General features: G+C 33.8%; 24 protein-coding genes and 1 pseudogene. 4 read left to right on the top strand and 21 right to left on the bottom strand.

The window, feature by feature from the left end; all coding sequences use genetic code 11:
• Positions 1 to 382 precede the first annotated feature (382 nt).
• From J7E63_RS21215 to J7E63_RS21200, 4 genes are all read right to left on the bottom strand, one after another.
• Positions 383 to 1153, bottom strand: a complete 771-nt coding sequence (locus J7E63_RS21215; protein ID WP_215015935.1) for a toxin regulator — start codon at positions 1151 to 1153, stop codon at positions 383 to 385.
• A 677-nt stretch (positions 1154 to 1830) separates the two neighbouring features.
• Positions 1831 to 2316, bottom strand: a complete 486-nt coding sequence (locus J7E63_RS21210) for a hypothetical protein (RefSeq protein WP_215015933.1) — start codon at positions 2314 to 2316, stop codon at positions 1831 to 1833.
• A gap of 12 nt (positions 2317 to 2328) precedes the next feature.
• On the bottom strand, positions 2329 to 2922 hold the full coding sequence (locus J7E63_RS21205; RefSeq protein ID WP_215015930.1) for a replication-relaxation family protein: 594 nt from the start codon (positions 2920 to 2922) through the stop codon (positions 2329 to 2331).
• Positions 2858 to 4129, bottom strand: a complete 1272-nt coding sequence (locus J7E63_RS21200) for an FtsK/SpoIIIE domain-containing protein (RefSeq protein ID WP_215015927.1) — start codon at positions 4127 to 4129, stop codon at positions 2858 to 2860. Before J7E63_RS21200 ends, J7E63_RS21205 begins: the two co-directional genes overlap by 65 nt.
• 248 nt (positions 4130 to 4377) lie before the next feature.
• Between J7E63_RS21200 and J7E63_RS21195 the strand changes: the two genes are divergently transcribed.
• Positions 4378 to 4629: a helix-turn-helix transcriptional regulator gene (locus tag J7E63_RS21195; RefSeq protein ID WP_308161984.1), complete on the top strand. Its 252-nt coding sequence runs from the start codon at positions 4378 to 4380 to the stop codon at positions 4627 to 4629.
• A gap of 205 nt (positions 4630 to 4834) precedes the next feature.
• Positions 4835 to 5947 (top strand): GerAB/ArcD/ProY family transporter, encoded by a 1113-nt coding sequence (locus tag J7E63_RS21190; RefSeq protein WP_215015925.1) that lies wholly within the window; start codon positions 4835 to 4837, stop codon positions 5945 to 5947.
• 207 nt (positions 5948 to 6154) lie between these two features.
• On the opposite strand, the pseudogene J7E63_RS21185 reads toward J7E63_RS21190, so the two are convergent.
• The 13 genes and pseudogenes from J7E63_RS21185 to J7E63_RS21125 all read right to left on the bottom strand — a co-directional run.
• Positions 6155 to 6547, bottom strand: a pseudogene (locus J7E63_RS21185) (M15 family metallopeptidase); the annotation flags it as partial.
• Positions 6547 to 6939 (bottom strand): phage holin family protein, encoded by a 393-nt coding sequence (locus tag J7E63_RS21180; protein ID WP_251033653.1) that lies wholly within the window; start codon positions 6937 to 6939, stop codon positions 6547 to 6549. The pseudogene J7E63_RS21185 and the gene J7E63_RS21180, both read right to left, overlap by 1 nt.
• Positions 6940 to 7086: 147 nt before the next feature.
• Positions 7087 to 7422 (bottom strand): hypothetical protein, encoded by a 336-nt coding sequence (locus J7E63_RS21175; RefSeq protein WP_215015922.1) that lies wholly within the window; start codon positions 7420 to 7422, stop codon positions 7087 to 7089.
• Positions 7419 to 8759, bottom strand: a complete 1341-nt coding sequence (locus J7E63_RS21170; protein ID WP_215015919.1) for a hypothetical protein — start codon at positions 8757 to 8759, stop codon at positions 7419 to 7421. Before J7E63_RS21170 ends, J7E63_RS21175 begins: the two co-directional genes overlap by 4 nt.
• Before the next feature lie 126 nt (positions 8760 to 8885).
• Positions 8886 to 9092: a hypothetical protein gene (locus tag J7E63_RS21165; RefSeq protein WP_215015917.1), complete on the bottom strand. Its 207-nt coding sequence runs from the start codon at positions 9090 to 9092 to the stop codon at positions 8886 to 8888.
• A gap of 35 nt (positions 9093 to 9127) precedes the next feature.
• The gene (locus tag J7E63_RS21160) at positions 9128 to 9466 is read right to left on the bottom strand and encodes a hypothetical protein (RefSeq protein WP_215015915.1); all 339 of its coding nucleotides are present in this window, start codon (positions 9464 to 9466) and stop codon (positions 9128 to 9130) included.
• Positions 9467 to 9629: 163 nt separating this feature from the next.
• Positions 9630 to 10112 carry a hypothetical protein gene (locus J7E63_RS21155; RefSeq protein ID WP_215015913.1) on the bottom strand — a complete coding sequence of 161 codons (483 nt, stop codon included), beginning with the start codon at positions 10110 to 10112 and terminating at the stop codon, positions 9630 to 9632.
• A gap of 27 nt (positions 10113 to 10139) precedes the next feature.
• Positions 10140 to 10319 (bottom strand): hypothetical protein, encoded by a 180-nt coding sequence (locus J7E63_RS21150; RefSeq protein ID WP_215015911.1) that lies wholly within the window; start codon positions 10317 to 10319, stop codon positions 10140 to 10142.
• Positions 10320 to 10384: 65 nt separating this feature from the next.
• Complete coding sequence (locus J7E63_RS21145) at positions 10385 to 10573, bottom strand: helix-turn-helix transcriptional regulator (RefSeq protein ID WP_215015905.1); 189 nt, start codon at positions 10571 to 10573, stop codon at positions 10385 to 10387.
• Positions 10574 to 10692: 119 nt separating this feature from the next.
• Positions 10693 to 10842, bottom strand: a complete 150-nt coding sequence (locus J7E63_RS21140; RefSeq protein WP_215015904.1) for a hypothetical protein — start codon at positions 10840 to 10842, stop codon at positions 10693 to 10695.
• A 41-nt stretch (positions 10843 to 10883) separates the two neighbouring features.
• On the bottom strand, positions 10884 to 12350 hold the full coding sequence (locus J7E63_RS21135; RefSeq protein ID WP_215015903.1) for a hypothetical protein: 1467 nt from the start codon (positions 12348 to 12350) through the stop codon (positions 10884 to 10886).
• A 686-nt stretch (positions 12351 to 13036) separates the two neighbouring features.
• Positions 13037 to 13522, bottom strand: coding sequence for a hypothetical protein (locus tag J7E63_RS21130; RefSeq protein ID WP_251033652.1), 486 nt, complete (start codon positions 13520 to 13522; stop codon positions 13037 to 13039).
• The gene (locus tag J7E63_RS21125; protein WP_215015902.1) at positions 13506 to 13715 is read right to left on the bottom strand and encodes a DUF5659 domain-containing protein; all 210 of its coding nucleotides are present in this window, start codon (positions 13713 to 13715) and stop codon (positions 13506 to 13508) included. The genes J7E63_RS21130 and J7E63_RS21125 overlap by 17 nt, the downstream gene beginning before the upstream one ends.
• Before the next feature lie 564 nt (positions 13716 to 14279).
• Between J7E63_RS21125 and J7E63_RS21120 the strand changes: the two genes are divergently transcribed.
• A complete protein-coding gene (locus tag J7E63_RS21120; RefSeq protein WP_215015901.1) occupies positions 14280 to 14756 on the top strand; it encodes a DUF3574 domain-containing protein in 477 nt (158 codons plus the stop codon).
• Between the two features lie 65 nt (positions 14757 to 14821).
• Here the strand turns inward: J7E63_RS21120 and J7E63_RS21115 are convergent, their stop codons facing one another.
• A complete protein-coding gene (locus J7E63_RS21115) occupies positions 14822 to 15034 on the bottom strand; it encodes a hypothetical protein (protein WP_215015899.1) in 213 nt (70 codons plus the stop codon).
• Between the two features lie 499 nt (positions 15035 to 15533).
• Here J7E63_RS21115 and J7E63_RS21110 point away from each other — a divergent pair, with 499 nt between their 5' ends.
• Positions 15534 to 15758 (top strand): helix-turn-helix domain-containing protein, encoded by a 225-nt coding sequence (locus tag J7E63_RS21110; protein WP_215015897.1) that lies wholly within the window; start codon positions 15534 to 15536, stop codon positions 15756 to 15758.
• Positions 15759 to 15920: 162 nt separating this feature from the next.
• Here J7E63_RS21110 and J7E63_RS21105 read toward each other — a convergent pair whose 3' ends face one another.
• From J7E63_RS21105 to J7E63_RS21095, 3 genes are read right to left on the bottom strand one after another with little or no spacing between them, the layout of a single operon-like run.
• Complete coding sequence (locus J7E63_RS21105; RefSeq protein WP_040204690.1) at positions 15921 to 16205, bottom strand: ferredoxin family protein; 285 nt, start codon at positions 16203 to 16205, stop codon at positions 15921 to 15923.
• Positions 16205 to 17500, bottom strand: coding sequence for an FAD-dependent oxidoreductase (locus J7E63_RS21100; protein ID WP_168242622.1), 1296 nt, complete (start codon positions 17498 to 17500; stop codon positions 16205 to 16207). Before J7E63_RS21100 ends, J7E63_RS21105 begins: the two co-directional genes overlap by 1 nt.
• Positions 17493 to 18524, bottom strand: coding sequence for an electron transfer flavoprotein subunit alpha/FixB family protein (locus J7E63_RS21095; RefSeq protein ID WP_215015895.1), 1032 nt, complete (start codon positions 18522 to 18524; stop codon positions 17493 to 17495). Before J7E63_RS21095 ends, J7E63_RS21100 begins: the two co-directional genes overlap by 8 nt.
• Positions 18525 to 18556 lie beyond the last annotated feature (32 nt).

Below are 18556 nucleotides of genomic sequence, written 5' to 3'. Positions count from 1 at the left end.
ACAACTATCTTGACAAACACCGCACACCTGCCACGTTAGTTGAAGAAGAAAATCGTTAAACAATTTTAAAAATAAAAAAGAGTGACCGTTTAAGCCACTCTTTAACTTATCCACTCTACAAAACTTGGGATTCTAAGAAGTCCCTTTTTTGTTAGGTTCCTATATTTAATTTTAAGTTTTAATCTGGGATCAAGGTAAACAAACTTATCATTTTCTTCAATCACAAAGTCCTTGTATTGTTTGTAAAACTCTTTAAGGGGTTCTGTATAGGCATAAACTCCATTAATCCTGCATACTTTCCGTTATCAAAGTTTAACAGCAGTCCAAATTCATCTTTCCTTAATCCAGATATCTAAACATCTTCATATTATTGTTCTACATATTACTGTTCTATTTTTTCAATAGAAACACCAGGAATGGATATTTTCCCGCCCATTGTAGAATCGTAAGTAATTAAACCAGTTGATAATCCCATGATAGTAATCACATCATCTTCTAAAATTCTGGAATCAACAACAGAGGAATCAAATTCTGCAAAAAGGATGGTGTCGTAATTATCCTTAACAGCTAATCTTATTTGAGTTACACCGTCACCTTCCATAACTTGAATAACCTTCCCGTGGAATTTAACTTTTTCACCGATATATTTATCAGGAGTTCTTGCTAGTTGGTCATACGTAATTCCTGTTGCATAACCTCTCTTTTCTTTCTCTTCCGCCAATCTCTGTGCTTCGGCTTGAGCCTTTGCTTCCGCTTCCGCTTTCTTTTTCGCCTCAGCTTCTGCTTTAGCCTTAGCAGCTTTTTCTTCCGCTTCTTTCTTAGCCTTAGCAGCTTTTTCTTCCGCTTCTTTCTTAGCCTTAGCAGCTTCTTCCTTTTTCTTTAGTTCAGCTTCTTTTTCTTTGCGTTCTGCTTCTTGTAACTTGAAGAATGGTTCAGCTTCTTTTACTTTAGCGGCCAACTCTTTGTTTTCACCTTCAAGTGCTTTGACTTGTTTATTTGTATCCGATAGTTTGTTGCTTATAGTAACCTTATCTTCATTCAATGCATCTACCTGTTCTTGTGATGGACCAAACGTGCCTCCAATGACCAAAGCAATTAATGCTACTAAAATATATCTCCATCTAAGTTTTACAAATCCTAATATCTTTTCCATATTCAATCTTCCTCTCGAATTATATATTTGTCTAACATTTAACCGTCAAGTCATTTTAATATTTTCATTGATGTTTATATTTTCTTCCTTCCATGTCTTTTTCCCCTTAATTTTGTACATTGACTAAATTAATTGTAACAGAATACCCATTTTTGTGGAATGATATTCTAATATTTTTCAGATTACTATGACTTTAGATTCAAACATAAGAAAAAGTACAATCGTATGAACTCACTTCACTTCACTTCCACAGCCACTTAATACAAACATTAAGAAGACTATCATAATAGTGCTAATAAAATCATTCCTTTTCCCCACTCAATACTTCCCCCTTGTGTAAATCCGCTTGTTAATTATATATATTTTACCACTTTTGCGGTAATTTAGTACTAGGTATTTGGAATTTAGTCGTTACCACCTATTCATGATAGAAAGCTTAACCTTCTTCTCGCTGGTAAATAAAGTTAGTTTAATAAGGTTTCGAAATAAAAAAAGGAGAATTACTTCTCCTTAGATTATTTCTTTGTACACACAATTTGTTTTTTGTTCTTTTTCCCTTTTGACATTTTATGATAAACTCCACATTGATTGCATTGTGAGTACTTCCGACCGTCAATTTTGATCATAATTCCCATTTTTGTAGCCTCCTAAGATGTAATTTTATATAAACCCTCATTTTAGACAGCGTTACCTACTTGCTTTAATACGTCCAAAATAAGAGGGGATACCTGAATTAAAACGTAACCTAATCCGGCGTTTTGAATCATCTGCCAACCTTTATCGGCTCTATCGAACATAAATTGAAAACATGAACCTACAATTATTACGCTTGCAATCGGGAAACTAAGTGCTACTAATATATCGACAACAGGATCGAGGACGTGTGCTAATGTACTGAGAGTAGCCTGAGACATCCATTCCTTTGCACCAACCGTTACAGCCATAGGAGCAGTCACAGTAACCGCATTGGTTGACGTTGTAGCCGCTAATGCTGTCAATGCAAATCCTAATGTTCCAACAGAACCACAAGTTACTAATGGAAGAATTGCTGCTGTTGCTAGTTTAGTAGTTTTACGGATAAATCTTTGTTTTTTCTCCTTTTGCTTTACCTTATATTCACCATTCATAAATTCACCAAATTTGATTGTCTTTGCTTTCCTCATATTAACCACTCCTTATTTGATGTCGTTAATCGTGTAAACCGCATAAGGCAACCCTTTTAATAATTCCACTAATTTCTTCTTTCTTAATTCTGTCGTTGTTACCCATAACAAAGGTGGTATATGTCCTAGTTTATTTTCCATGCTTTTATTCTTGTACAAACCTTTGTACTTTTCGATTTTATTCCTATTTTCTTTCATGGTTTGTTGGTAATCAACTTCTAAAATGTGATATTTTCCATTAAATTTGAACCACGCATCACAAATAACTGTAAATTCATCATCTGATAACTTCATTTCGTTTTTCCATTCATTTGGAAATCCCAAATAGATATAGAATTGATTTCGCATTAGTACATGTTGGACATAGTTTGTTTTCTTACGGATTTTTTCAGAAGTAACATATTCTCTGCCTTCTTTATTTAAATAATAAATAGTGGAATAGTCTTCTCGATAACTAGATAAATAGAGGGATAATTGTTTGAGGATACGATTAGTATTGCGGATTGTACCTAGTCGATGGATTTTATTTAATTGATCTCTGTCAAGATAATCTAGTTTTCTCAAGCTTAAAAGTATTTGTTCCTGTCTTTTGCTTAGGGGTTTCATGAACCTGACCTCCCTTGTCAATTATGAAAGGTTGTATTAGGTTACTTATGTCCTTATTATCAATTAAAGGAGTTTGAAGGATAGTTTGACTTACATTTTTGTAAATGGCTCTTCCTTGAATTTCTGGTAAGTTTTCCGCACCGCCCTTGTCTAATACTGTCATGGATGCTGTAGCACTATCTAAAACAAAGCATAAACGAGCAGGAACATTTCTTTTTATTTGGATACTAATTGCTTGTGCAGAAGGATATTGGGTTGCATAGATGACATAGTAACCTGCCCCTCTTCCTTTTCGTACAATATCTGTTAATATCTCCATACAATCTTTATCGTCTGCTAAGTCCGCAGCTTCATCTATAACTATAAAGTGTCGTTTGCTTATTCCGGCTTCTGACACATCTTCAAAACCATCATCCACTATTTTTTGATAGCTATCCTTCATTTTTTGCTGTACATCTTGAAGGATTTCAAGTGCCTCGTTATTATCCACTCCAAAATTAACTACTTGTTTTGCATTCTTGAACCTTGCGAAAGCTGATCCACCTTTTAAATCAATAAGAGAAAAAGAAACATCATTCGGTTTAGAAAGCATTAGAGAAGTAATGATACATTTCATAATGACTGATTTACCAAAACCGGTTGCCCCTGCAATAATCAGATGTTTTCTTTTATCAAAGTCGTGATAAATAGATTCTGTACGATTAAATCCAATTAAGACTGACCAAGTATTTTCATTGATGAATTCTTTAGTCCAGTGAATTTTTTTTGATAAAGGTTCATTGTAAACTCTTATCTTTAATAATCCGTCATATGACATCTCTATTTCTTTGTTTGAAGTGAGTTTCTTTGTTCTTAGACCTTTTATATTAACAATGATATTTCGGTCTAATTTCAATGATTTGAGGTCTTTAAATTGAATCTTAACTTTACGTGCATTAATACCTGCTTCAATAGTTTTTTGTTTAGACAAGTAATCTTCAAAACTTCTACCTAATGGGATTCGGTAACGGTATTCTGTTCCCCATTCATAATTTTTCTTTTTAAGTTGTTGAGCAGTTAAAGTTTGGTTGCCATCCTTCACATTCAGTCCGCTCAGAGAAAAAATCTTGTTAATTTTTTTTGAATCGTTCCCTGCTCCACTTTTTGATTGATAAGCCTTCAAAGAAATTGCTGACATTAAAATTGTTGAAGCTACTTCAAATATCATACTTAATTCCTCCTTCTTTCAACGCCACCTCATTGTACTTACGTAAGTAAGTAGTTGCATCCATCTGGAAGTTAAAAATAGGGGATAAACTATTGATATTATTGAATCTGGAATATTCCTTGGAAGTATTCTAAGGTGGAAATTGATTTGGTTTAATAAAAAGTATGGGAGATGGATTGTCCAATATTCCTATCTATCACAAAATTACTTGTATTTTTATGTAAGTATTTTTTATTAAAGGGATTTGAGTGAAAATTATCGAATTATACCTTGAGGTGTTTTTAATGCTTGTAAGCAAAATTGGGGATATTATTAAAAAATCAAAATATAAACGGGAATTTATTATGAAGGAACTAAGAGTATCCGCTAACACTTTGTCTAATTGGAGTACTGGAAAGAGTATTCCATCACTTGAAAAGGCTTTTCAATTAGCGGAATTATTAGAGGTTAAAGTGGATGATCTATATGAGCGAAAAAAAGCCCCCTACTCAACCGAGTAAGGGGCTTCGTTGTTGTGGCGTGAAAACGGGTATTAAATCTAATGTTTCCGGATAATCAAAAATTATTATTTTTCCACAATAATATTTTCATCAGACTTATTTAGTTTTTTTGATTGTATATATTCCACTATATGGAAGGAACCTAATGAAGATACCAAATTGCCCGTAGCAGGTTTGAATCAAGTGAAGAAGGACTGATTTTTGGATGGAAATAGAAAAAATAAGTAATGGTCAATTATTTACGTTCATCTTTTTGTTTGAAATGGGTACCGCAATTGTAGTTCCAGCCGGATTGGTATCACAAAAGACAGTATGGCTATCGATAATTCTTGCTTCTTTAGGGGGAATGCTTCTTTATCTTCTTTATCATTATCTTTCTTTGGAGTATCCAGATCTTGTGTTAAGCGGATATGCCCAGAAGATTCTTGGGAAATATATTGGTGGGTTTGTCTCTTTTATATATATTATTTTTTTCATTTATTTATGTTCCAGAGACTTAAGGGAAACAAGCAGCTTATTAATCTCGAGTGTCTATAGTGAGACTCCGTTATTAGTAATCGCTTCCTTATTAATCATTGTGGTAATTTATGCATTGAATAAAGGTATTGAGGTTTTAGCAAGAACTGCTGAGCTTTACTTTTTTGTTATAATTTTTTTTGGCTTTTTCTTTTCTCTTTTTATAATATTATCCGGAATAATTAAAGTGGAAAATCTATTACCACTTCTAGAAGAAGGATGGAAACCCGTTATAAAAAATGCCTATCCAAATATATTCATGTTTCCATTCGGTGAGATGATTTGCTTTGCAACGATTTTCCCGAATTTAAATAATCTTAAATCTGGAAGAAAGACAGGAATTTCTGCACTAACTTTAAGCACAATCGTTTTAGCTTTTACTCATGCCCTTGAGATTTCTGTACTTGGGGAAACTCGTTACGGTCAGACTCCTTTTCCTTTGTTATTGACTATTCAAAAAGTTGAAATAGGAAATTTCATTCAGAGGCTTGATATAATTGCTGTATTAGCTTTGATTATTTGCGTCTTTTTCAAGATATCTATCTATTGTATAGCTATAGTAATTATGGTATCTGACTTATTTAAAGTGAAAAATAAAAAAAAATTGGTATTGCCTATCGGATTTTTGATCCTTTTAAGTTCTATTATTATCGCCAGTAATTTATCCGAGCATATCAAAGAAGGAGAATTGGCTATTAGGATTCTCTTACCTCTCATTGCTGTAGTATTTCCTTTGTTGCTTTTTGTGGTCCATTTAGTTCGCAAAAAATTTGGTGGTCATCTTTCCAAAAATGAGCTCTGAAAATAAAAAATAAATACAGCCCCTCTCGAGTGAGAAGGGCTAATATTTTTACGCTTTTTCTTTTGTATAATGCCACCCTTTAGCTTTCAAGAACTTCTCCAACTCGGCTAATCCTTGCGATCCTTCATAGTACCATCCAGTTATGACGTTTACTTTTTGTTTTGCAGGTTCTTTTTTTGGTGCTGGTTTAGATTTTGGTTCAGTCCATTTTCCGAATGTATCTGTACCATATCCCTTATAGTTGAATTGTAAATGTGGTTTATCAACGAACGACTTCCAGTTCCCACCCCATTCAAAACCCAAACGTTTAGCTTCAGCAATAGCCTTCTTGACTTCAGGCTTACCATAACCATCCCAATCAGGTTGACCTTTGACAACAGGAACAAAATCCAATGCCTGACCTACAAGATGATATGATCTCATAGTTTGTGAAGCACCTTTACGGACGTTTTCCTCTTGCTGAGCCTTAGTACGAATAGTCTCATAGATTAAGATATCAATCTTATTTTCAACTAAATAATCATGCCATTTTAAAGCAGCAATTTTTGTATGATCTGCTAATTTTTCAATATTACTTAAATTACGTTTATCATAAATCATTACTTGTCAGCCCCTTTTTTCCTTTTTGTCCCTATTTTGTCCTTATCGAAATATTTAGTTAGAAATTTCATGTCAATTCCAATACGACTGAAGTTTTCAATAATACTCATAGCTTCATAAGCCACAATCATTCCGACTCCCAATTTGATAATCAATCCATTTGCACCTACATAAGCATCAATGAAAACTAAGAAAGCAAGTGCTACAAACTCACCTACTTTTCTAATCATTCCAACATAGTTGATTGAACTATTGAGTTTTCTTTCAATTGCTGCCGCTAATAAACCAGTAACTACATCAAAAAGAATGAACCCTAAAGCTACATACCATACATTCCCAACTATTGTTGTAATATCAAAATGCATTAATAACGCCTCTTTCCCATGTTTCATAATTCCACCTCCTCTGTTAAATTAGTAGAATTGGTGATAACCACAAAAAAAGACTACCTCTCTCTCAAAAGTTGGGTAGTGTTTTTCAATTTATTTCCAGTTAAAAAAAGAGAGCCATAAAGGACTCTCTATACTGAAATGCTCAGTCTAAACTACACTTCTATTGATTTTTACTCCCCCTGTAAATATAGTTGATACATTCCCCAATTGGTCAGTTAATTCACATTCTTGAAAGTATATACCCAACAAATTTAATGTATCAGTAGGGTCTAATTTAATGGTAATTTCATCACCTAATAAGGTTATTCCATCATCCGTTGTTTTTGAAACTTCATTAATTGTTGAATTTTCTTTTTTTCTTAATCCCCATTTAACAGTTGTTCCGTTTAAATCTACAAATGAACCATCGTCTTTTGTTACAGTGACAATTAAATTTTTACTATCACCTGCGAACATGGAGAAATTTTGATTTATCGCTGTCATTGAATCACACCCTTTATAATAACGTTTAAGGATTCTTTACTTTCTAAATTTAAGTTTAGAGATTGCTTACCAACCAAATAGATATTTAATTCTTGTTTACCATCTAAATTTAAGTTTAGAGACTGTTTAGCAACTAAGTGGACATTTAATTCTTGATTACCTTTGAACCTTATAGAATCTATAAACTCATGATCAAATAAAACTTGCTCTGTATCAAACAAGATGAAATTATCAGAATATGTCCTTATGTTTGTATCAAATCCTGTTACAGTATCAGCATAGATTACGAGTGTTGTGTCAGTTTGAAATTGACTATCTTGATAGATAGCTTGTTTTAAATCGGTTTGAAATTCATCATCACTATACAACAACTGTTTACTGTCAAATGCTTTTGATTCATCACCATATAATATAAACTTCACATCAAATGGAATTGAACCAACTACTCCCTCACTGAAAAATTCTTGCAAGGTATCAAATGAACTAGATGAATCTTGATATATTGATTGTTCTGTATCAAATAACGAATTAGCATCTATATATAGATTTATCCTAGTATCAAATGGACTTAATGAATCAGTGTATAAGCTTTGTTTTGTATCAAATGAGGAGTTAGATAATGCATATACAGATTGTTCAGTATCAAAGAAGGTTGATGAATCAGCAAATACAGTCACTTTCAAATCATTTGAAGTAGCAGAATCTTCATACAATTGAATATATACATCAGGAAGAAGGGAACCACTTTCATAAATTTGTTGAAATGTATCAAAAGATAAAGAGGAGTCACTGAAAATGGTCTGTTTTGTATCTGCACCAACAGACGAGTCTGAATAGATAATCTGTTTTGTATCCGTACTAATAAGTGAATCAGAATAAATCATCTGTTTTGAATCTGCACTAATAAGTGAATCACCATATATAGCCTGTTTTGTATCCATATTTGATGAAGAATCAGAATATAATACTTGTTTACTGTCAACATTGGTTGAAGAATCGGAATAAAGGGTTTGTTTTAAATCATATGAAGTTGAACCATCTGTTCCTAGCATATTTTTGAAAGCAATAATGGTACTAACAGGTCTGGAAAAACTCGTTGAACCTGTTATATTTGCAGTTGCAGTATAACTCCCTGATGAAGAAGCGTTCTTATATTCCACAAAATTAAATAAACCAGTAGTAGAAGTGTAAGACGAACCTCCATCTATTTGAGTATATCCTGTACCTGCAGTATAGGTATGAGCAGTAACAGTATCACTATTGGAAAATACCCCAATCAGAATTCCGTCTGAGGTTGTTGTGATACTTGGAGTAGTAGTTACACTAGTTCCACCCAAACTTAAATCGTATCCAGATACACCTGACAATTCAATTAAGACTAAATCAATTGATCTTGAAGCATTGCTATAACTTGCGGTGACATTTATACTGCCACTGTTAGCAATGACTGTGGAATAGATGGTTCAACGTGCTAACGTGCTATTCTTCGTTTCAATATGATTCGTGTAGGAATGCCCTGCACTATCAGAAATAGAAGTAGAATAGGAAGTGGTTCCATTATTAACAGCAACAATTGCAACCAAAGTATTTCCTGCTGTAGCATTTGGAACAGTCAATGTGACTGTAGAATTGGAAGTTTGTCCTCTAACTACTTGAACAATATTTGCCATAACATCACCCCCTTACCTCTGAAATGAGTATATGACTACACTGCAAATTCACGAAAGTTTACATTTAATTTAATGTCTGTTTTATTTTGTACCGTTTGACCACTTGGAGAAACAATCTTTAACCAAAATGCTTTTCCTGTAGTATCTCCCGAACCTACTGAACCAATATTAGCCATCGTTAAAGATGCACTTGCTGCTCCGTATGCCCCTGCTACTCCTGCGTTATCAGGTGCCAAATAGCACCAAACAGATTCATCACCACCAGTAACATCAATCGGATCAATGTTTAAATTTTGATAGTATTTTGTGCTGTCATTGTTAAACAAATATAATTTTTGTTCAACTGTAGTTCCAGTTTTGACAAGCCAGTTCATGTTAGAGCGTATAAAAGGTTTCGTTTAGGTCGCCTAGAGTATGTTAGTGAGCATTTTCGGTCTTACCCAGTAAGATAGTTTATGTACCAATCAGTCAGGGTCAAACTTTCCAAGAGTTAACCCTGACGGTAGGATGTTTTTTATCAATCTAACATTTAACCAATTAGACAATTTTATCAATCAACTTATTTTTAACAAACGAGAATCCTGAACCCTCAATCAATTCAACTTTTGATCCTGTTTTCTCTGTTTGTACACCATATATCTTTTCTAATCTCCGATTAACCGTCTTCTCAACAAGTTCAATCTCTTCACTGGTCAATCTACCTTCTGGTATATCATTCAAAACAGCAAAACCTGGCGCAATAAAATCCATTGCGACATTATAAGCCATCGCACTCATCTCAGGCTTCGGATATGAACCAAAATACTGTTTTGTCGTGTTAATTCGGATCATACACCTATATAAACCTTGATATAATGTGGTGTTCTTGAATCCAAACTTATTATCTTTTCTAACTTCTGCATTGTAGTTATTATTCTTTGCGTTACAAATTCTCAGATTCTCACTTCGATTATCTAAACGATTTCGATTAACATGATCACTATGTAGCTTACTTGTATTCTCAGATACTATCCTATGCATCCAAACAGTCTTCTTTGATTCACTGTCCTATGCACAAGCGTAACCGTGATTATCCAAGCACCATGTTAGTCTACCTAAATTGAACCTGAGAAAGCTCCTCAAGTCAGTAATCGCCACATGTCCTTTACCGTTCTTACCAACTAGATGAATATAAATCAACTGGCCATCTACAACTATTTCATTCGGTTCTAACTTTCTTCTACTCATTTTTACTTCCCCCTTGGATAATTTCTCTTTAAATACAAAAAAGGAAGCCGCAATTAACGACTCCCTTAGTAACCATTTATTAAATTATTTATCTTTTGATTTAGTTCAAAAGTAGGCTTATGCTGCCTCTTTAAAATCAAACTGATCAGACTTTGACTAACACCTAACTTCTCCCCTAGTTCAGTCTGGTTTAGGTCTAATACAGCCATATAAGCTTTTAATTTATCAATTTCATCTTTAAATAGTTCATTCATAAAATACCAATCCCTTACAAAAAAAGTAACACCCATTGCTAGGTGTTTGAATTCTTCAGGGAGAAGGAGAAGAGGTATTACCCCTTCCCTTAATAGTTATTACAATTTAATAATAATTTTTACTTAATATTTAGTATATTTTCAATATTCTTTGAATCTATGTATTTATAATTTAAACCTTCTTCTGCTATGTATGATTTTTCTGTTATTTCATGATGACTGCCGGGATTAAAACAATCTAAAATCATTCTCTTTTTGATAATTTCCATTTCCAAGTTATCCTTACCGTAATTGACCAATGGTCTAAATTTCAGTATGTAATATTCGTATTCGGTAATTGGAAATAGCTTTTTGTGTTTAGTGGAATCATCCATCCATCTTTACTTTCAAACTTAATATAACCTGTTAACAAAGAGTCCCATATTGCCTTACAGTGAGCATTTAGTAACCTTTGACGTTCTTCATTGTCAATGATTTGTTCACCGTCCCTCGAAGGTTTATACGTTGTTAAAACCCCGTCCATCGACTTAGCGATATTCTTATCTAAGTTATGTTTAATGACAAACTCCTTAACTGTCATTTCTTCATTATGTATCTTATCCACTTCAGCCGACTCAATGAATTGCTCATCCTTGAACCATTTTACATTCTTGTATATGTCGTTACCTTCAAGTTCAAAATCACGAATAATGTATTTACTATGAATCTTATAATCTCGATACATCTTATTCTCATTAGCTGGTAAATGAGGAAACGGGGCATAATCACTCCTTACTTCCACCTGATTGAAACCTTGTTTTTCGATTTCCTTTTCCATTCTCTTTTTCATGGACTTCAACATATTTCTCACTTGCGGCTGAATGAAATTATTTTCTTTATTGGCATATAAAATTTTCCCTAGTGCTTCAACATTTACCTTACCAGTAACCGAATGAAACAAATCATCAATGTTAACTTTTTTATTATTAGCTGCCTCAAGAATCACTTGAAATTTTTCTAATTGATCCTTGGTCAAAACCTCTTTATACTTATTAAAAATAAACTCACTCACTTTTTGCTTGCCGTATGTGGATAGTTCGGACTCTTTTCTTGTTAAATCGAAAAATGTAATTATTTCATCATCACGATTACTATCCTTCTGTGGTGCATCCATATCCTCGAAGGAAATAAACTCCAGGTCATCTAATTTTACAAAATATGTTTTTCCCTTAATCATGATCCGTTTTACTTTCTTTTCTTGGTGCATAACTGGAAGGATAACTTGTTTCTCAAAGTTGTTGATTATGTATTTGATTAATTTATTATTGGAATGTTCATCGTTTTCACCCTTGAAACTTTCAATTGGTGGAACAGATACACTAATGTCGCTTTTAACCTTTACCATTCCACTTGGAAAAGTTAGTAGGTAATTCATTAACATGGTTTCAATTTCTTCTCTGTCAAACACTTTATTACATGACTTGGCACCCATTTTATTATTATTGTATTTGGCTGCAAACGTGTGAATGGAAATGTCACAGTATTTTCCTTTAAGAAAAATTAATAAGTCATTCAACTTTTTATCCATCACAACAAAATATTGATGATGAACTTTTCTTAACTTGCCATCCATTTTCCAATCCTCTAATTTCCACTTAGGCATTAACTGTAACTCCAAATGATTATGACTTCCGTTCACAGCTTCCAACATGGAAATATACATACCAGGTAAATTTTCTCTCATTTCAAATTGTTCTTTATTCCATTTGATAACGTCCGATTCTCTGAAATTTGTCATACAATACAATCTCCCATTCTATTATTAGTTTATTTTTGATTAACTTTTCCATTAAATAACTCTCCTTTTAGTTCCCCATTAACAAGGAAACTTCTCCGTTTATTAATCTGGATGCGTCACCTGCGTCCCATCTCCCAATAGAACATTAACGTGACTCTTGATGAAAAATTACATTTAAAAATTATGTAAAAATTAAATTGAAACTTATATGATAGGTAAAATGAAACAGAGCAACAACACAACAATTAACACAACAGAAAATTTTACACTCAATGAGCAAACTCGTTTTGCGAATTGTAAATACTGTATATTCTATGTATCTTTAAATGTATATTCTATGTATCTTATATATTAAATTGCTTTCTATATACTGTACTGTCAATGCCAGCAATAAGAGTACTCTAGTTCTGCATTTCGAATAGTTACCTTTGCATTCTCATATCTAGTTCTGCATTTTTATTTCCACCTCTGCATTAAGAGTACTTAGGTAAAACGGCTTTAAATCAACCTTTTAGTGAAGCTTATTCGCTACATAGTAGTGATTATTGTATCTGTTAAATACCAATTCATCTTGGTCATTATAAGTTTGAGTATTATGCAACTTATGTACTTTTACATTTATCAATTTAGTCTTTTTGAGTTGTTCATTAGCATCTTCCACTTTTGTTTTCGAGATTTTCAACCTTTTAACAAGAGTCTCCGACAAAGCAATATGATTTATCATTTTCCTTATCGTCCATGTTGATGTGGCTCTTGTAATAGAAAACTTGTCTAAAGGCATATTCGTCTATTTGGTCATTTCTCCAGTATGTAAATAGCTCTGCTGAAATCTTGGTAAAGTGACTACAATTTTCATAAGCCTTAGAATTAAATGAAATCCTCATATTCCCTTTTGTAGGTAGCTTATTAATTTCAGTTTCAATAAGTCCAAACTTGAAAAGTTTCTGCAGCCTACTTTTGTATGTTCTTGTATCAGAAATTTTAAGAAACACCATTAACTTTTTGTGATCAAATTCAATTTCATTTTCTTGATAATTTCTAAAGTAAAGAAAACATAATCGGGCATATAATAAAAATTCATCATTGGACAGGTAAATATCATCTTCATTTCTCACTACATTTGATGGGACGTGTATGTAAAGTTTTGTTCTTTCTTTATTTTCTTCGGTCACTCTTCATTCCTCCGTTGATTTTAATTTGCTGATTATATTCATTGACTAAGTTACGAACCTTCTCCATGTCAGAGAAAAAGTATACAAATAATGTTTCATCTTTTTTAGATTTCTTTATCTTCTTCAATCGGCAGCCATTCAGCATCAAATATCCTGCCATGCGTTGACTGAATACAATGTAATCCTTCTCCATCTTTACCACCCCCTTTCAAATTTCCAGTTAAAAGTATTAATTTAATCCGATTTTACTTTTTTAAAAAATTGGATTAAAAATTACTTTACAATGAAATAGATTGGATTTATAATATGTTTACAAGGTAATAGATATATAGTTATCAAAAGATAAAAAAAGATAAGAAAGCAGTCATGCCAATTTACTTAATTAGTAAATTTAGCACGTCTTATTTGTGTTTATAGATAAAAGTATCCCTATACTATATTGTAGCAAAAAAAATCGATTTAGCAAATACGAATTTGTTTATTTTTTAGATAATTTACACTAGTATTCTTTAGTACTTATTCCTCTTTTTAATAATTTAAAGGGTTAATATAATAAAGGTATTAAAGACCCCCTTTATTATACTTTGGGCTTCGTTTCCATAACGGAGTCTTTTTTTTGTTAATCCTTCTCGATCTTTTCTATTAAGTTTACAAATATAGACAAACAAATCTATAAATAGATAAAAATACCCCGTTTAAACACTCTTTTAGTCCAGTTATAATTTAGTAGTGACTATAAAAAGGGGTGGATATTAAAATGGTTAAAAATAAGAAAATCTTATCTTTATTTGCTTTTGTTTTAGTTGTAGCATTTGTTTACTTTTCTCCAATTGGTAATCCATTGATACCAAAACCGCAAATTACTGAAGCAAAATCATCCTCAAACGCTTTAGAAGGTGAATTTCATCTAGATAATGTGGTGAAGATTTACATACCATCAACAAATGGAAATCAACTAATTAATAAAGAGGAACATGATGCATGGGTAGATAAATCTATGACTAAGTTTTCAAAAATGTTTGGTGGTGCGACTGCTGTTGATGGAAAAGGAGCATGGGTAGACGATAACGACAATCTTATAAAAGAGGATGTTACGATCGTATACAGTTTTGCACAAAATTTAAATAATTCAAGTATCGATCAAGTAGTGGAATATGCAAAAGAAATAAAAGATACTTTGCATCAAACCTCTGTTTCAGTTGAAGTCAACGGTAAAATGTATTTCGTAGAATAAATTAATAATCCAAAGTAACTCTCCCTTGGAGAGTTACTTTTTTGTTTGTTTACTACCAAACTACATTACTCTATTAGTGTCTGGATGGATTTTAAAACAGATGTCATTCGCTTATAACGTTTATTCCAGTAAACATAAGCTTTGTCTCTTTCGACCGATCCTTCAGGAAAGGTATCTTCAGCTTGTCTCATTCCCATCAAGCAACAATCACGGTCAATTGATACTTCACGGTAAGTCCCTTTAATGTCCAACTGATCAAAGTCATTGAAGATTGTCATTATTAATCCTCCCTTATTTGAACCCCTCAAGCGATAGAGGGGATTTACTTCCAACAATTCACCAGTTTCAGGGCAATATGCAGTCCACTTTAATTCACTCAAAAAATCCACAACGTCAATTTGTACTGTCTCAAATTCTGTGGTCAAAATAGATAATTTTGCATCAATTAAGGTTTTCGTATTGATTAAATTCATAAATTTCTCAGAATCACTCACTATTTTCATAAGGTTCAAGGTAACGTTAGTCTGCATAAGCACGTTTTCATTTTTCATTTTTCATTTTTCAACTCTCCCTGTCGTTTCAATTTTTATTTATAAACTGCGACTGTTCTAGGAGTTGATTCTTAGATGTTGATTTACTTCAATCACACTTTAATTACGCTAAACGTAATTTATACTCTTATATTAATTACGTTTAGCGTAATTGTCAACTAAATAATTACATTTTGCGTAATTATTTTATTAGCGTATAATCTAAGGTAAAAGGAGAGATTCTTTAATGGTTAAAGTAATTGAAATAAGGCTTAAACAAATCCTTAAAGAGAGAAATATGGATCAAAAACAACTTGCTGAAATGACTGGATTAACCACTCGAACAATAAGTGAAATTTGCACACAAAAAACACAACGATACCCTAAAAGAGCCATTGAATTAATTTGTGATGCACTAAAAATAGATGACGCGAATGAATTATTTCATTTACATGATGTAAGTGAAAAATAAAATACTAAAGTCCTAGTTTTAATTGTGTGAATAGTTGAATCTGAAGAAAAACAAAAAGACGATGCAGAAGCACCGCCTTTTTTAGTTATACAGACAATTAAGAGCCTTATTTTTGTGGTCACAAGTGGTCACATTGTACTTAATTTTGTGACCATTTCCAATTTACGCTAAACGGAATACAATCCCGTGTCCGCCTTTTGGATATTCCCATTTAATGTTCTGGTATGGGCAGCCGATCCGGCAGCTTCCACATTCATGGCAGCCTTCGTAGCCAACCTGCATCCGTGTTCCTTCCCACTTATAAACCTCTGCTGGGCAAAATACTGTACAAATTTTATCGGGACATTGTGTCATGCATACATCATGATCCAGTACGGTCAAATGAGATTTTGTATCACATTTAAAACGGAGCAGATACTGTTTTTCCTCGATATTCTTCGTTGACATTATTTCACCGCCTTCCAAGCACGATAGATATCTTGCAATACTCTAATTGTTCCTCTTTCCGCAGTTACACTCTTCATTATTTGTTTTTGTTTTTCACGCTTTGGAGTCCCATCAACTGTAAAGAATTTGCTCATCGCTTTATTCATCATTGGAACATATTCATTAAAGTATTGTGGGTATTTCTCAAACGTATGTGCCGCATCCTTGTACTTCTCTAAATCCTTCATTATGAAACTACTATTAAGCGCGTCACGGTAGCTATTTAAGCTTGATTCACTGAAGTCACCACTTTTATGTGCCTGAACTACGGCTTCAGCAGCCATCTTTCCTGATGACATCGCCATGTTCGAACCTTCACGATGAATGGCATTTACTAGCTGTGCTGCATCACCAACGACAATAACTCCATTACCAGCTACTTTCGGTACCGAACGATAACCACCTTCAGGAATGAGATGAGCAAGATACTCAGCAGATTCCCCACCAGCAAGCATTGGCTTGACCATGGGGTGAGTTTTTAAGTAGTCTAGAAGCTCATATGGCTTGATTTTCGCTTTTATCATGCTCGATAGTGTTGTACCAACTCCGATATTCAAGCTCTCTTTATTCGTGTAAACAAAAGCGGTTCCAAGATTACCCTTTGTTGAATCACCAAAGATTTCAATTGTACACCCCTGGTTGTCTTCCAAATTAAAACGGTCATTTATTTTTTCTTTTGGTAAATTAACAACTTCCATTACTGTTAAGGCTACTTCATCTGGACGAAATTCTTTATGAAAGCCTAACTGTTTTGAAAGAAGAGAGTTAACACCGTCGGCAAGCACCACGACATCCGCATATACCTCTCCATTCGGACGATCGGTACGAACCCCGACAACCTTGCCATTTTCAACGATACATTCAGTTACTACCGTTTCATTAATAAGTAATGCCCCAGCGTCTACTGCCTTTTTAGCAAACCATTGGTCAAACTGAGCCCGAAGGACTGTAAAGTTATTATATGGTTCCATTCCCCATTCAAGACCTTTATAGCCGAATTGAACGACCGATTCCTTATCCATCATCCAAAAGCGCTGTTCAATGACAGGTCTCTCAAGTGGTGCTTCTTTCCAAAATTCAGGAACTAATTCTTCCATTTGCTTGCGGTACAATACCCCGCCCATTACGTTTTTTGCTCCCGGGTATTCTCCACGTTCAATAAGCAAAACGTTTAGTCCATTTTTGGCACACGTGAGGGCACATGCACTTCCTGCTGGACCTGCCCCAACGACAATCACATCAAATTTTTCATGCATAGCTTATTTCACCACCTTTTTCAGTTCTAAGCTGCTTAAATTCCTCGATAAGTTTTGGAAGAATTTCCATTGCATCTCCTACGATTCCATATGTGGCAACATCAAAAATTGGTGCATTTGGATCTTTGTTTATTGCGATAATTAAATCTGAATTTTTCATGCCGACAACGTGCTGAATTGCACCAGAAAGTGCAATAGCAAAATAAATTTTAGGTGTAACTGTTTCACCAGTTTGGCCAATTTGAAGATGGTGTGGCAGCCAGCCTGCTTCCACCACATCACGAGTACCTCCAACAGTCGCTCCAATCGTTTCCGCAAATTCATATAGGAGCTGGAAATTTTGCATATCTCCCATTCCTTTTCCTCCACAGACGATTACATGTGCATCAGCCAAATTGGCCTTTTTTGTTACGTCATTCACAATTTGTAACACTTTTGTACGCATGTCTTCTTCTTGCAGTGATATTTTTTCTTCAATAATCTTACCTGTTCTTCCTGATACCGGTTCTAGTGCCTTCATTACCTTTGGCCTTACTGTTGCCATTTGCGGGCGATGTTTTTTACATAGGATTGTGGCCATGATATTACCGCCAAAGGCAGGTCTGCTTGCTTCTAGTAATCTATTATCAACATCCACATCAAGCATTGTAGTATCCGCAGTTAATCCTGTGTTTAAATCTGTTGCTACGGCACTAGCTAAATCTTTACCGTTTGGTGTTGCGCCATAAAGGATAATTTCTGGCTTATATTTTTCAGCGAGGAGCATTACGCCCTTCATATATGATTCAGTACGGTAATTCTTCAATACAGGGTGGTCGACCATGTATACGATATCTGCACCATAAGAAATAATTTTATTTGCTAAAGGTTTTACTTCATTGCCTAGTAAAAAGCCCGCTAAAGGAACTTGTAATTTATCCGCTAGCTTCCTTCCAGCACCAAGTAATTCTAGAGAAACGCCTTCTACTTTACCATCTTTTTGTTCGATGAATACCCAGACTCCCCGATAATCGTCTAGATTCATGTATATTCCCCCCATGACAAAAGATAATCGTT

The sequence above is a fragment of the Bacillus sp. ISL-75 genome (genome assembly GCF_018613095.1).
Note: the sequence above shows the minus strand (reverse complement) of the source record. Positions and strands in the feature narration are given on the sequence as shown.

Coding starts and splice junctions, on each gene's coding strand:
- J7E63_RS21200 (WP_215015927.1), bottom strand. CDS start 4,129: ATGATATTTGAAGTAGCTTCAACAATTTTAATGTCAGCAATTTCTTTG.
- J7E63_RS21215 (WP_215015935.1), bottom strand. CDS start 1,153: ATGGAAAAGATATTAGGATTTGTAAAACTTAGATGGAGATATATTTTA.
- J7E63_RS21150 (WP_215015911.1), bottom strand. CDS start 10,319: ATGAGTAGAAGAAAGTTAGAACCGAATGAAATAGTTGTAGATGGCCAG.
- J7E63_RS21095 (WP_215015895.1), bottom strand. CDS start 18,524: ATGAATCTAGACGATTATCGGGGAGTCTGGGTATTCATCGAACAAAAA.
- J7E63_RS21115 (WP_215015899.1), bottom strand. CDS start 15,034: ATGACAATCTTCAATGACTTTGATCAGTTGGACATTAAAGGGACTTAC.
- J7E63_RS21210 (WP_215015933.1), bottom strand. CDS start 2,316: ATGAGGAAAGCAAAGACAATCAAATTTGGTGAATTTATGAATGGTGAA.
- J7E63_RS21165 (WP_215015917.1), bottom strand. CDS start 9,092: ATGGCAAATATTGTTCAAGTAGTTAGAGGACAAACTTCCAATTCTACA.
- J7E63_RS21190 (WP_215015925.1), top strand. CDS start 4,835: ATGGAAATAGAAAAAATAAGTAATGGTCAATTATTTACGTTCATCTTT.
- J7E63_RS21160 (WP_215015915.1), bottom strand. CDS start 9,466: ATGAACTGGCTTGTCAAAACTGGAACTACAGTTGAACAAAAATTATAT.
- J7E63_RS21105 (WP_040204690.1), bottom strand. CDS start 16,205: ATGTCAACGAAGAATATCGAGGAAAAACAGTATCTGCTCCGTTTTAAA.
- J7E63_RS21100 (WP_168242622.1), bottom strand. CDS start 17,500: ATGCATGAAAAATTTGATGTGATTGTCGTTGGGGCAGGTCCAGCAGGA.
- J7E63_RS21110 (WP_215015897.1), top strand. CDS start 15,534: ATGGTTAAAGTAATTGAAATAAGGCTTAAACAAATCCTTAAAGAGAGA.
- J7E63_RS21205 (WP_215015930.1), bottom strand. CDS start 2,922: ATGAAACCCCTAAGCAAAAGACAGGAACAAATACTTTTAAGCTTGAGA.
- J7E63_RS21140 (WP_215015904.1), bottom strand. CDS start 10,842: ATGGAAATTATCAAAAAGAGAATGATTTTAGATTGTTTTAATCCCGGC.
- J7E63_RS21175 (WP_215015922.1), bottom strand. CDS start 7,422: ATGACAGCGATAAATCAAAATTTCTCCATGTTCGCAGGTGATAGTAAA.
- J7E63_RS21125 (WP_215015902.1), bottom strand. CDS start 13,715: ATGGAGAAGGATTACATTGTATTCAGTCAACGCATGGCAGGATATTTG.
- J7E63_RS21180 (WP_251033653.1), bottom strand. CDS start 6,939: ATGAAACATGGGAAAGAGGCGTTATTAATGCATTTTGATATTACAACA.
- J7E63_RS21155 (WP_215015913.1), bottom strand. CDS start 10,112: ATGCATAGGATAGTATCTGAGAATACAAGTAAGCTACATAGTGATCAT.
- J7E63_RS21120 (WP_215015901.1), top strand. CDS start 14,280: ATGGTTAAAAATAAGAAAATCTTATCTTTATTTGCTTTTGTTTTAGTT.
- J7E63_RS21145 (WP_215015905.1), bottom strand. CDS start 10,573: ATGAATGAACTATTTAAAGATGAAATTGATAAATTAAAAGCTTATATG.
- J7E63_RS21135 (WP_215015903.1), bottom strand. CDS start 12,350: ATGACAAATTTCAGAGAATCGGACGTTATCAAATGGAATAAAGAACAA.